Below are 11,274 nucleotides of genomic sequence, written 5' to 3'. Positions count from 1 at the left end.
AGACCATCACTTGTAGGGGGTACACTCTTTTAGTGTCGTTGTAGATGAGTGCCAGTACCAGCTCATTGTCCTGTATCCATCTATCAGCTTCATCAACAGTTACATACCCCGGTTCATCAATTGAGGGGATCCCATCCATGGGTGGACCTCCTGATGTGATCTTATTCGGATCTACAATATATTTCACTCCCAGTTCTGTGACCATTATGCCTGTTTCTTCTTCCATCTTAGTAAGTTCAGGCAGCTTTTCGATCGATCCGGCAGTTTCCACTTCAGCAAATGCTACTAACGGCAGAATCAGGAGAAATATGCACGAATATATTGCTATCTTTCCTAAAGTGTTCATAGTAATTTCTCCAGTACTCTGAATACAAATACAAGGTAATACACGGATATGACAAACATTATGATACCTGCTGAAATGTTTATCTTCCTTTTGTTGGTAACGAGGAATCTGATGATCCTCTTGCTCTTTGTTGTTGATATTGCAGAGAAGACCAGTAATGGAAAGCTCAATCCAATTCCGAATGCAATGAAGTTCAGGAAATTCTCTACAAAGCCCATGCTTGTAAGTGATTTAGCAAACAGTGCTGCAATAAATGCAGGATTGCATGGGACTACGATGGCTCCGAAAAAGAATCCGTACAAAAAAGCTGTTATGATAGGGCTTCTGTCGTTTGAAATGTTAGTTCTTGGCAAAAATTTACCGATGTCAAAATCGAGTATCAATAGTATACTGATAATGAACAGTATGCCAAATGCAATCGGTGAGATTATTCCGATTACCTTTGTAAGGGAGACTTGTAATATTGTGGTGAACAATATTCCCATGAGTGCCATGAAAAGGATAACTCCGGCACTGATTATTAGTCCGAAGATGATCGGTAGCTTCTCATTTTTTTCTTTTCCTGACATCTGGTTGGAAAGGTATGCCAGAAATGCAGGGTATAATGGTAAGACGCAAACTGCCGTAAGTGGCGTTAATAGTCCAAGTGTGAAAGAGAAAAATAGGTCGGTGATAAAAGGAAGGATCGTGCTCATCAGCATCCCTCATCTAGCTCCGTTATAAGTTCATCCGATTGCTTTAAGCCCCTGTCCAGTAGTCGTGTGGATTGGTCATTACAAATGAGTATTACTGGAGCGCTTGGCGCATTGACAACTCCCACTCCGAATTCATCGATCAAAGACTCTGTCATTTCAATGGGTGCTACTGCAAAGTACCAGTCAAATCCATTCTTTTCAGCATGATCTCTGACGAGTTCCGCATCTTCGTTAGGGTCAGTATCAAGGGAGATATGGATCACACTAGGTTCTATTCCTGCAAGCTCTTCCATCTCTTTTTGCTGTTGTAAGCAGGTTGGACACCAGACTGCAAAAGCCTCTAACATTACCGTTTGTCCTTCAAAATCGCTTATTTTGAAAGTGTCGCCGGTTATGGTATCTGTTAGTTGTACTTCTTTCCAGTCTAGAACTTCATCCGGTTCAGTTCCCTCGTTCGTCTCACTGCTAATACATCCTGATATCAGGACCAATGTGATGATAAATGCAATAAATAGGCTATAGGAATGTTTAATATCGTACATTTAATACCCCTATTAAAAGTGTGGTCTGCTTTTAAATAAACGTTTCTAATGGGTTCCTCACTGGATATTATGGAGTTTCTTCAAGATCTCTACTATTATTTGGGGATTAGTTGTGGGCAACGAACATTCATGATTCTGGCAGACATAAGCAGTTGTTTTTTGGTTTTGTGGCTTATATATGGATGTGTATGGTGCTACCCTTTCCAGTTCCTTCTCATTTTTTTCGCTTTTAACAATAACTGTTTTTCCGGGGATGAACTCTCGGTTGATGTTGTTTAGCATCAGCTGCGTATCTTCGGAATCAAGCTCTCCTGCTATCACAATTTCCACTGGGGGGGCGAATGCAAGATCCAGGCCTGCGATGAAATGTGTATAACCAACTGGCATGGCTTTTACTGTGGATGCGAAAGCATTTGACGTATTTATCGCTTCACTATTTAGTTGGGGATTGCCGGTAAAATTTGAAAGCCTGAGAAGGTTGTTTAATTCTACTGAATTTCCGCTTGGAATAGCTCCGTCATATATCTCTTTTTTTCTGAAAAGCAAAGTCTCACTTTTATTGGATGTGTGGAAGAACCCTCCATTTTCTGTATCTTTAAAATTCTCGATCATATAGTCTGTAAGTTGCAGAGCCTTTGCGAGATAAGTGACCTCAAAAGTAGCTTCATATAGCTCTATCAGTCCCCATGTAAAGAATGCATAGTCATCGAGGAACCCAATTGTTGGCTCTTTGTTGCTGGAATAATTGTGGTAGAGCTCACCATTTTCCTTCATACGCTCGGATATTAGCAGGTCGGCGTTTTTTTTGCAATATCAATGTATCTTTTATTGCCCATTACGCGACCACTGATCGAGAGTGCTGCTAACATCAGTCCGTTCCAGTCTGTTAATATCTTATCATCCTTTGAAGGGTGTATCCTTTTTTCACGTGTGGAAAATAGTTGTTTCCTGCATCGTTCTATTATGTGATCTATTTCTTTACGTGGTATGTTGTATTGCTTTTCAATACGTTTCATATCCTTCTCCAGGTGTAGTATGTTCTTTCCGCTAAGCTGATGCGTACTTTTTTCGAGGAAATTACCTTCAGGTAGAACATTAAAAACATCTCTGAAGATTGGATGATCTTCACAGCTCAATATACTCTCAATTTCCGAAAGTTCCCATGTGTAGAACCTACCTTCCACTCCCTCGCTGTCAGCATCTTCGGCACAATAAAATCCGCCATCAGGTGAGGTCATATCTCGTAGGATGTATTCAATGATCTCATTTGCTGTATTCGAATACTCTTCTTTGTAAGTGGCTTGATAGGCTTCCGTATATGCAATGATAAGCAATGCCTGGTCATACAGCATCTTCTCGAAATGCGGGACGAGCCATGAGCTATCTGTAGAATATCTGTGAAATCCGAATCCGATGTGGTCATATATTCCGCCTTTTCTCATTGCCTGCAATGTTCTTTCGACCATTTGCAGGGCTGTTGGGTTCCCTGTCCTTTTCCAGTAGCGTAGAAGATATGATATGTTATGGGGGGATGGGAATTTCGGTGAGGTTCCGAATCCTCCATTTTCGTTATCGAAATTATTTGCAAGATATGTGTAAGTTCTATGAATGATCTCTTCAGTTACTCCTTCGGTATGCGAGCTCTCACTTTTTTCGGATAAGGCCGTTTTTATCAGCTCGGTCTGTTCGACTATTTTGTTGTGTTCTTCTTTCCACAGATGTTCTATCCATGGGATAATCTCGAGCATTCCCTTTCTTCCAAACTCGCTTTCAAGGGGGATGTATGTGGCTGCAATGAAAGGTACCTTCTCCGGGGTCATTATAATGGTAAGGGGCCATCCCCCGCTGCCGTTCATTTTCTGGCAGATGTCCATGTATACCGAATCGATATCTGGGCGTTCCTCTCTGTCCACTTTGATACTGACAAACGTGTCGTTCATCATTTTAGCAACGTCTTTATTCCTGAAGGATTCCTTTGCCATTACATGGCACCAATGGCATGTTGAATATCCAATGGAGAGGAATATTGGCTTATCCTCACGTTTTGCTTTTTCAAATGCTTCTTCTGTCCATGGATGCCAATCCACAGGGTCATATGCGTGCTGCAGGAGGTATGGATTTTTTTCATCGATCAATCTATTCTTAGTACCCTTGTCATCGTTTGTCATGATTTCCCCAAATCATTTTAATTTGACTTATATTTTTTAGAAAGAAACTCTTAAATGAATGTTGACTTATCGCTATATGGATTTATCCCTGTGGACGATCTTTAAATGTGTGGGGCAGTAATGATATTAAGAAATAGTGGCATTGATATCTGTTCTTCTGCTTGTAACATTTGTTGTGTTTCTGGATGTACTGACGCCATAAATGATGTTGGGAGTTTTATCTAAAAGATCCTGGGGTTTCATTTTCTACTGGTCAATAAAAGGTTGCTGTGGCCCTTGTGATGAAGTCTCGGATTATGTTCGATTAACTACTTCCGTTCTTGCTCTTGGGGGTGAGTGAGTTCCTTGCTGTTATGAAAGGCTTTGTATGGTGGTTATGGTCATTTTAGCAGCTTCCTGAAATGGGTCTTGTAAGGGGGGTTGCTGACTGAGCTCTCTTATTGATGAAATGCTTGCTGGGGTTGATACTCCTTATTGTGTGTTCGCTAGTACCATTTATGTATCTGCACTCATTTTCAGCAAGAGATTTCAAAGTATTTTTCATTTCTAATATTGTCAAATATGTATTATTAATTATATATTTCTATTTATGCCGAATTGATATTGTTTATCCTGGTATATATTATATTTTAACTATCATACATACTAATTTATTAACTATATATTTTTAAAAGTATATCTTTATGAATAGATATTTAATAATTCAGATTTACCCTATTATTAAATATAAATTTTATAATATATTCGTTTCATTATTAGATATTTAAGAATATACTTTGCTACAATTTTATAATGCACTGGGTATAAAATTAAATATGATATTTATGTTTAAATAAAAATGCACCTTTATTTTTTTAAAATCTTCTACTTTGATCAAGCCTTTTTCTAATATAATTGAGATCATGATCTCGATGGTTCGTATTATGTCTTAACAAAATCCTGGAAAAATGGCTATGTGTTTCTATTCATTTTCGGTTCGCATAGTGTATAAGTGGCACATCAAAAACACGCCAATTCGCATAGCAAACCATCTCTATTTTTTTGCAATGTGAGTGGTATTATTTTTCAATTTAGTTATAATTATATCATTTATTTTTATTACTCCTCATTAATATTTTAAAATGCAATGTACTCAATATCCTTTTAATTATAACTTTTTTAATAATTATATATTAATATACATTTTTCTTTATGCATTATTTATAGTATATTATTGACTGCTCATTATATGACATACTGTATGTGGGATACTATGGAAATATTTGTACAATTGCCTATGGATATCTGGTCATTTTCGCACAAGCTAGCAAATTATATGACTCAATATGGTGTATGCTCGTATGGGCATTTTTAATAAAAAACATTTATGTTGCCTTGATCATCTCCTATTTCTGGTGTATGGCGAATTAAACGAAAAAACCGCATGTGTTGATGGTGAGGGCTGGTTTGCCTGTGGACGTCCTGCTAGTACTACTGTTGCAGGTGTGCACAATACTGAAACGATCTAAATGGCAAAGTGAGTTTATGGGTCTCAATATGGACATTGGTTCAATGTTTTCATGGTTCAATGTTAATATTGCAATGCGATTGATCTCATTCTGGGGCCCCACGGCCTGCCATGATGCAATACTGACAAACTATGAATACTGGTACTATTCCGGCATAAAATCGGTCAGATCTCGATAAATTGGCTGGCATGCTGGGGGATGGGCTAGATAGAAAGCTCGCATTTATCCCTAAATATCACTTCCTCCTTGTGGGTCCTAATATTTCTTGATGCAAGGAAAATCATTCGACTTTCCTCTTTGTGTCATTGGTCGGTTGAGATTTTCCAGCTGTCCCGGTGTTCTTTTCCTGGCATGAACACAATAAGGTAAAAATAACGTAATAATTCTCGCATCAAAAAATGTTTTTATAGTTTGCAATGCTGCATAATTTATTATCGTGCAATATAAAAATGACTATTATGTATGGATCGTGAAGCCATGGCCTGTAGGAAGTAACTGCCAAAAACTGAAGAATCTGTAAAGATCTCCTTCTGCCCGTTGTTGCTTATGCTATCGGTCTTATTCCGGTGACATGAAGCATATGGGCAAAATAAAGGGCAATCTGGCTTAAATGGGTCGCTGTATGGGGGTTATGGTTGCTGAAGGTGGGGCTATTGGGGATTCCGATGGTTCAACAATCGTTAAGATCCCACGTTCTAACTGCATAGTGCCATGGGTAAACATTTTACTCCTAATGTCACTTTAAATAGGCGTAAAAATAACGTTTATTGGTATCCTGGGCAGTATGCGGGGCTTATAACCTCGCTTCTGGTCTTTCTAATGCTAAGATCAGAGCAGCACTTTATGGTCTGTAAATTGCGACTTTTAACAATCAAGTGACTCCTCAGAAGTTCGGAAGCCTTATGGATACTTTTACTGATGGGGATTATATCATTTTGTCGGGTTGCAGTTTGATCTTGGCAATGTTAAAACAATCAATTCCTTTAAAATCCATCTATGGGTTGGTCTGGCATAGTGGGGAAAATCAGGCACGATAAAAGCAATCTATCGGAAGTTGAACGTGACCTAATGGAGCAGGCCTTAATAGATCTGGGGTTGTATCTCCTGAAGCTGTAATGTTAAATGTGATGGTTGAAATATGTGATGAATTGCAAACAACCATGACTCAATTAAGGGGTGATCGAAGGATGATAATAAGCAGCATTCACAAAAAGGGGTTCATTTATTATTAATAATTCTTTTTATGTTGGGCTCTCAGTTTGCTCAAAATCGTCCGATTACGTAATATTAATTAATTACGGCGTTGCTTTATTTTGTAATTAACCTATTTGATTATCTCGGTTATTTCTGAAATGATGGTCTTATTTTCAGAAAATTTGACAAAGCACGTGCACATTTAAATAATGCTCTCCAAATATAAACGCTTATTATTTACCCAACTTTAATTAATTCAAATATAATTATTTCTGCTTGATAAATATTACTTTTGTAAATATATTATGTGAATTTCGCCTATGTGTTTTAAGACATTTTCAACGCACCGAGTGTATAGGCCATAGCTCGAAAAAGGGTTAGTACACATAGTGTAATAATCACCCGAGGTTATTATAATTAGTATAATTATTATTTATAGTTATAATCTCAATCGGCTCAACTTCTTTCAATATGTGGTTATGTTTTACTCATTGATTCTATTATTCTCAATTTACGGTCATTTTGCTCATTCTTATATACTATAGAATTAAGTTGAAATGTCTGCATAAATGCTATATTTTTCTTAACATGTTTATTCTAAACTCTATGGGAATTCGCGTTTTACAACCTACAGCCCCCCCATTCTACACAAAATAATATCAAGAAATGCATATTTGATATTTTACTGCCAGCTGTGCGTATAGTCGTTGTAATAGCAATTTGGCTTTACTAAATGGGGCTACAAATTCGAGATTAGTTTTGGATCTTGGTAAAAGTCGAGCCATTTCTGATATTGTTTTATTTTTTGATTATTTGCAACTGTTTTTCTGTTATTCTTCACATTCTTTCATTTAGTGAGGCTATTATTCTCACTTTTTTCATTGATGCATGTCTTTTTTGGTCCCAATTCGCTATATGTGTTTCATGCATTTTTTAACTTCTAACTGGTATGGGTGGAGTTTTGAAAACTCCTTACTTCTTATAGGTACTTTTTGCGGTAGTTTTTCATGTTCAAATAAAAAGTTGATTTGATATTATTTTTATTTATTTTGTTATGCGAATAAAATACTATTTACAGGTCTTTTATAATATTACATTTATGTAATTGCACATTTTAAACTGCATTTTATTTATATATAACAAGTTATAATTTTTAAAATAATAACTTCGTACATATTTATTTACTCGGCAAATATTATTTATGTAATTAAATTATGTTACCTGCGAGATAATTCAAATTTGTGTAACAAAATAAGTTTACGGGAAAGTATATACTAAACATTATACTTCGATTTTAAATCCAAAAATATCCTCGAATTTCTGATATTTCTTTCTTGCATTATAGAGGTATTGTCGTACGCAGCTTTCTCCTTTTGCACGTGCGAACATGGCAGTGATCTCTGTGGATGAAAAAACGGTATGTAATTGTTTTTCTGGAATGCTTTCAAGCAGCTCTAGGCCTGATAGTTGCTGACCCTCTTCCACCTCATTTTTCATGGGGGTTGACGTTCCGGCTTTAGCAACATACCTGGAAAAGTGAGAGTTAGGTATTTCGCGTACCCAATTCCAGTCCTGATCGTAAATGTTTGCAGTGAGTTTTCCGCATTTAGTGCATTTACCTACGATTATGAATTCCTTGTCAATGGCATGGTAGCTCAGGCTTACAATGGGCGATCTGCATTTAGAACAGGTGCCTACTTCATTTTCTTCGGATTCAGCAGCTGGTATCTGATGCTCGATGTGAAGTGTTTTCTTCTTATGGTCGTAGGTGTATTTTGTTGTGTCCGGTATATTCATGGTACTATCTCGCTGCGGGTATTGTAGCCCACTTATTATGGAATGCATCAGTTCACAAACATATATATAGTGTCATCTGCATAATAGGTTTACTGTTTTATTGGGGTGAATTCTATCATGGCATCTATTCGATCTAGAATTAAGGACCGGCTTAATAAGTTCATTGAGCTGGATGTAAATGGACTTCGGAGCTATGTTCTATCTGTGTTTTTGAGTGTTAAAAAGTCCACAGTAGATGAATTGCACCAGGCCATTACTAAAAAGTACGATGTTTCCAGGAGCGCAGTAGCTTCTATGGTAGGATATATCCATTCAAAGCTTGGTATTCTACGATCTCACAAGGAGTCTTACAAGACCCCGATCGTCTATTCTTTAAAGGAAGAGTATGCAGATCTTTTAAAAGCTGAGCTTAATTCTAAAGGAATCGCTTTATCCTGATCCTTCGGTCAGTCGGCTTTGATCGATTATGGTATCAGTAAAAGATGCTCCTAGGACCTCTACAACTATAGTCATACGTTCCGATGCAAATGCACGCATAACTCGTTCAAGAGATCCTTATTTCAGTCTAATGCGGCGATTATTTCAGGAAGATGCCACTGCTATGCGCGGGCAGAAGTTCCTGATGATGGTCGAAGAAAGGCAAAAAAGTGGCAATCCGGTCAAGACCAGCGAATGGGAGGATCTTATCAAGGAGCTAGATGTGGGTCGTGCTTCGTTCTATTCAATGCGCAATAAGCTTCTTGGTGCCGGTCTTATTTCAAACAGAAACAATGAATATCGTCTCTCCGGTCAGTTCAGCCGTGATCTAATGGACCTTGCCAGATGGTGGCAAACCGCTATCCTGGGTGAAAATCCGGATGATTCCTAATTTTACTTAAGGATTTATAAGTCCCAGGCGATAGGTTTATTAATTAGGTTTGCCATGTAGGTGCTGTAATCATTAAGCAGCCCGGTAGTGTAGTGGTCAATCATGCAGGACTCTGGATCCCGCAACCTCGGTTCGAATCCGTGCCGGGCTACCAAATTCTTTTTGGAAGTCCTTATTTTTATTACTGATTTTACAAAAATAAATTACAATTCAGTGCTTTTATTTTTATCAGATTCTCTAAAACAATATACCTTGTATAATAAATTATACATTCTGCCGTAATCGGTTTTAACCTACAAATCAATATATTACATGGGTGTGGGAGTTATATGGTGTGAAGCGAGTTTGGGGATTCGAAGTGGGGGATCCACAATGTGTGGATTCTTAAATGTATGGCTCCCATGCCCACGATCAAAGTGATCTTTCACCTCTTTTCATCCCCCAAGGATGCATAACAGATCCCTCTTGCATAGTATGCTTCATTCCAATCTCATGACCAATCTCGTGCATGAGCCGAAGCTGCCAGTCACTAACTTTGTCGTATAACCATTCGCAGATGCAGTGACAACACGCTTGATCCAGATCGCTTTATATGCGTTCTGTGCCAGTCCTCCCATGCTCACAATACGTCTTTTGCTGTCAGGGGAAACATATGTTGCTCCTACGCCCTCGACAGACTGCACTCCGGCATTTGCACCAAGAGCAATGCTAATCTCATCGTCAGGAGAATCAGTGAACTGTGCTATCCACAATTTGACTGCTGCCTATGTATCTGCATACTCATTGCGGATGAAGATCTTTCTGTACTCGGTCACACCTGCTATTCTTTGAGCATTTGAGACATCATCGAAGATGTTCTGGTCAGCTCCGGAAGTGATTTCATTACCAGTATCAATATCGCCTCCGTGAGTGCTTCCTTCTGTCCAGGTTAAACATTGATACCATTTGATTAATGCTGGATCTATTGCCATGTTGAGAAAGGTGACAAATTATGTATAAAAAGGAAAGTTCAAAAGAGATATATATGTAATCTCTTTTGTAAATTTTACACAAACTGAATAATTAAATTGAAGAATGTATCAAACCGATACTTCTTCATATTCAGGATTTTCAACTTTTCCCATAAAAAGAATACATCCTGTGTTTTTGTCTTCAATAAAAAACATGAATGGATGATCTGCTTTTAATTCCCAATTTGGGGACGAATAGCTCGCAAAGAAAAATACCGATGTTGCTGCTACTGCTTCGGTTCCACGTTCATTTACGTCAATAAATGCCTTGTGATTAATGCTAGATATTGCTAAGTTCTCTTTTTGGTGTTTTTTATCAGTATATAATCCTGAAAAATTAGCAGTCTCAACGTTAAAAGCATCGTTCATACCTAAATTCTGCAAAGAATTTACGAGTTCAGAATCTGTTGAATACGTAAATTTGGGAAGATATATTTGTCCTTGCTGTTTTGACATATTAGACTTCAATTCAGTATATTTGTCTATGGTAAAACTACTTTCAAAATTAGAAATATTGTTTTCTTTTGGAAGTACAATATACATGCTTATGTTATTGTCCTGATATGGCAATTCAACAATTTTTGCACTATGATCTTCTGCATAATTGAATGCTTCATTAGCAGACATGAAATCAACTATTTCACTCTGGCCATTTGAAAGATAGAATTGCTCTTGTTTTGTATCATGTGGTACAAATTGATGGTACCATGTTCCATTGAAATAAACAGTATTGGTAATCATAATAAGTGTATATGGACTTATTCCACCTTCTGGAACCATTTCATTTATTTTTCCACTGGTTTTCTCTTCTACCCACAAATTAATGGTTTTTCTGGAATCTTCAGATTTATTTATAAAATCAAGTGGTTTGACCAATCCTCCATAGTATGTTTCAACGTTGAATACATATTGATCATTCAAAGGATAATTTTGTTTAATCCAAAGTGCATTTGCAGCTTTTAAAGTATTGTTTTCATTTTCAAGATGTAGATCATTTATCAGTTTTTTTGAGTTTGCTTTAAGAACAATTTTCTCCAAAGGATAACCAAATACATCCGCAATTTGATATTTTGTTGATCCTTCTGCTCCTTCATAACAAATTGATATTGCACTGAATATGCTATATGGTGAAAAAAGAACATTCCC

The 11,274-nt window shown here is 37.3% G+C and carries 12 protein-coding genes and 1 tRNA gene; 3 read left to right on the top strand and 10 right to left on the bottom strand.

Going from position 1 to position 11,274, the window contains the following annotated elements:
• The 6 genes from QAS77_RS07070 to QAS77_RS07045 form a co-directional block, all read right to left on the bottom strand.
• A partial coding sequence (locus QAS77_RS07070; RefSeq protein WP_305064628.1) for a DUF3179 domain-containing (seleno)protein occupies positions 1-346 on the bottom strand: 346 nt, incomplete at its 3' end.
• Positions 343-1,041 (bottom strand): cytochrome c biogenesis CcdA family protein, encoded by a 699-nt coding sequence (locus QAS77_RS07065; protein ID WP_305064626.1) that lies wholly within the window; start codon positions 1,039-1,041, stop codon positions 343-345. The genes QAS77_RS07070 and QAS77_RS07065, both read right to left, overlap by 4 nt.
• Positions 1,041-1,583 (bottom strand): TlpA family protein disulfide reductase, encoded by a 543-nt coding sequence (locus tag QAS77_RS07060; protein ID WP_305064624.1) that lies wholly within the window; start codon positions 1,581-1,583, stop codon positions 1,041-1,043. The genes QAS77_RS07065 and QAS77_RS07060 overlap by 1 nt, the downstream gene beginning before the upstream one ends.
• 57 nt (positions 1,584-1,640) lie before the next feature.
• Positions 1,641-2,357: a hypothetical protein gene (locus QAS77_RS07055; RefSeq protein WP_305064623.1), complete on the bottom strand. Its 717-nt coding sequence runs from the start codon at positions 2,355-2,357 to the stop codon at positions 1,641-1,643.
• A gap of 11 nt (positions 2,358-2,368) precedes the next feature.
• Positions 2,369-3,751, bottom strand: a complete 1,383-nt coding sequence (locus tag QAS77_RS07050) for a thioredoxin domain-containing protein (RefSeq protein WP_305064622.1) — start codon at positions 3,749-3,751, stop codon at positions 2,369-2,371.
• Between the two features lie 3,983 nt (positions 3,752-7,734).
• Positions 7,735-8,250 carry a hypothetical protein gene (locus QAS77_RS07045; protein ID WP_305064620.1) on the bottom strand — a complete coding sequence of 172 codons (516 nt, stop codon included), beginning with the start codon at positions 8,248-8,250 and terminating at the stop codon, positions 7,735-7,737.
• Positions 8,251-8,367: 117 nt separating this feature from the next.
• Here QAS77_RS07045 and QAS77_RS07040 point away from each other — a divergent pair, with 117 nt between their 5' ends.
• The 3 genes from QAS77_RS07040 to QAS77_RS07030 all read left to right on the top strand — a co-directional run bounded on the left by QAS77_RS07040 (position 8,368) and on the right by QAS77_RS07030 (position 9,272).
• A complete protein-coding gene (locus QAS77_RS07040; RefSeq protein WP_250868604.1) occupies positions 8,368-8,688 on the top strand; it encodes a DUF2551 domain-containing protein in 321 nt (106 codons plus the stop codon).
• A gap of 28 nt (positions 8,689-8,716) precedes the next feature.
• The gene (locus QAS77_RS07035; protein ID WP_172367394.1) at positions 8,717-9,118 is read left to right on the top strand and encodes a hypothetical protein; all 402 of its coding nucleotides are present in this window, start codon (positions 8,717-8,719) and stop codon (positions 9,116-9,118) included.
• 78 nt (positions 9,119-9,196) lie between these two features.
• A tRNA-Gln gene (locus QAS77_RS07030) sits at positions 9,197-9,272 on the top strand.
• Between the two features lie 257 nt (positions 9,273-9,529).
• Here the strand turns inward: QAS77_RS07030 and QAS77_RS11620 are convergent.
• The 4 genes from QAS77_RS11620 to QAS77_RS07015 all read right to left on the bottom strand — a co-directional run.
• A complete protein-coding gene (locus QAS77_RS11620) occupies positions 9,530-9,628 on the bottom strand; it encodes a matrixin family metalloprotease (protein WP_442920365.1) in 99 nt (32 codons plus the stop codon).
• Positions 9,598-9,870: a hypothetical protein gene (locus tag QAS77_RS07025; RefSeq protein ID WP_305064619.1), complete on the bottom strand. Its 273-nt coding sequence runs from the start codon at positions 9,868-9,870 to the stop codon at positions 9,598-9,600. The genes QAS77_RS11620 and QAS77_RS07025 overlap by 31 nt, the downstream gene beginning before the upstream one ends.
• Before the next feature lie 12 nt (positions 9,871-9,882).
• The gene (locus QAS77_RS07020; protein ID WP_305064618.1) at positions 9,883-10,089 is read right to left on the bottom strand and encodes a hypothetical protein; all 207 of its coding nucleotides are present in this window, start codon (positions 10,087-10,089) and stop codon (positions 9,883-9,885) included.
• A gap of 108 nt (positions 10,090-10,197) precedes the next feature.
• The coding region (locus tag QAS77_RS07015; RefSeq protein ID WP_305064616.1) for a serpin family protein at positions 10,198-11,274 on the bottom strand (1,077 nt) is incomplete at its 5' end.

It is taken from the genome of Methanococcoides sp., from assembly GCF_030594565.1.
Lineage (GTDB): Archaea > Halobacteriota > Methanosarcinia > Methanosarcinales > Methanosarcinaceae > Methanococcoides > Methanococcoides seepicolus.
The sequence above is the reverse complement of the archived record's forward strand: the minus strand, read 5'-3'. Positions and strand labels throughout refer to the sequence as shown.

Bases quoted from the DNA above. Each gene is read 5' to 3' on its own strand.
- QAS77_RS07065 (WP_305064626.1), bottom strand. From the start codon at position 1,041: ATGAGCACGATCCTTCCTTTTATCACCGACCTATTTTTCTCTTTCACA.
- QAS77_RS07060 (WP_305064624.1), bottom strand. From the start codon at position 1,583: ATGTACGATATTAAACATTCCTATAGCCTATTTATTGCATTTATCATC.
- QAS77_RS07055 (WP_305064623.1), bottom strand. From the start codon at position 2,357: ATGAAGGAAAATGGTGAGCTCTACCACAATTATTCCAGCAACAAAGAG.
- QAS77_RS07050 (WP_305064622.1), bottom strand. From the start codon at position 3,751: ATGACAAACGATGACAAGGGTACTAAGAATAGATTGATCGATGAAAAA.
- QAS77_RS07045 (WP_305064620.1), bottom strand. From the start codon at position 8,250: ATGAATATACCGGACACAACAAAATACACCTACGACCATAAGAAGAAA.
- QAS77_RS07040 (WP_250868604.1), top strand. From the start codon at position 8,368: ATGGCATCTATTCGATCTAGAATTAAGGACCGGCTTAATAAGTTCATT.
- QAS77_RS07035 (WP_172367394.1), top strand. From the start codon at position 8,717: ATGGTATCAGTAAAAGATGCTCCTAGGACCTCTACAACTATAGTCATA.
- QAS77_RS11620 (WP_442920365.1), bottom strand. From the start codon at position 9,628: ATGCACGAGATTGGTCATGAGATTGGAATGAAGCATACTATGCAAGAG.
- QAS77_RS07020 (WP_305064618.1), bottom strand. From the start codon at position 10,089: ATGGCAATAGATCCAGCATTAATCAAATGGTATCAATGTTTAACCTGG.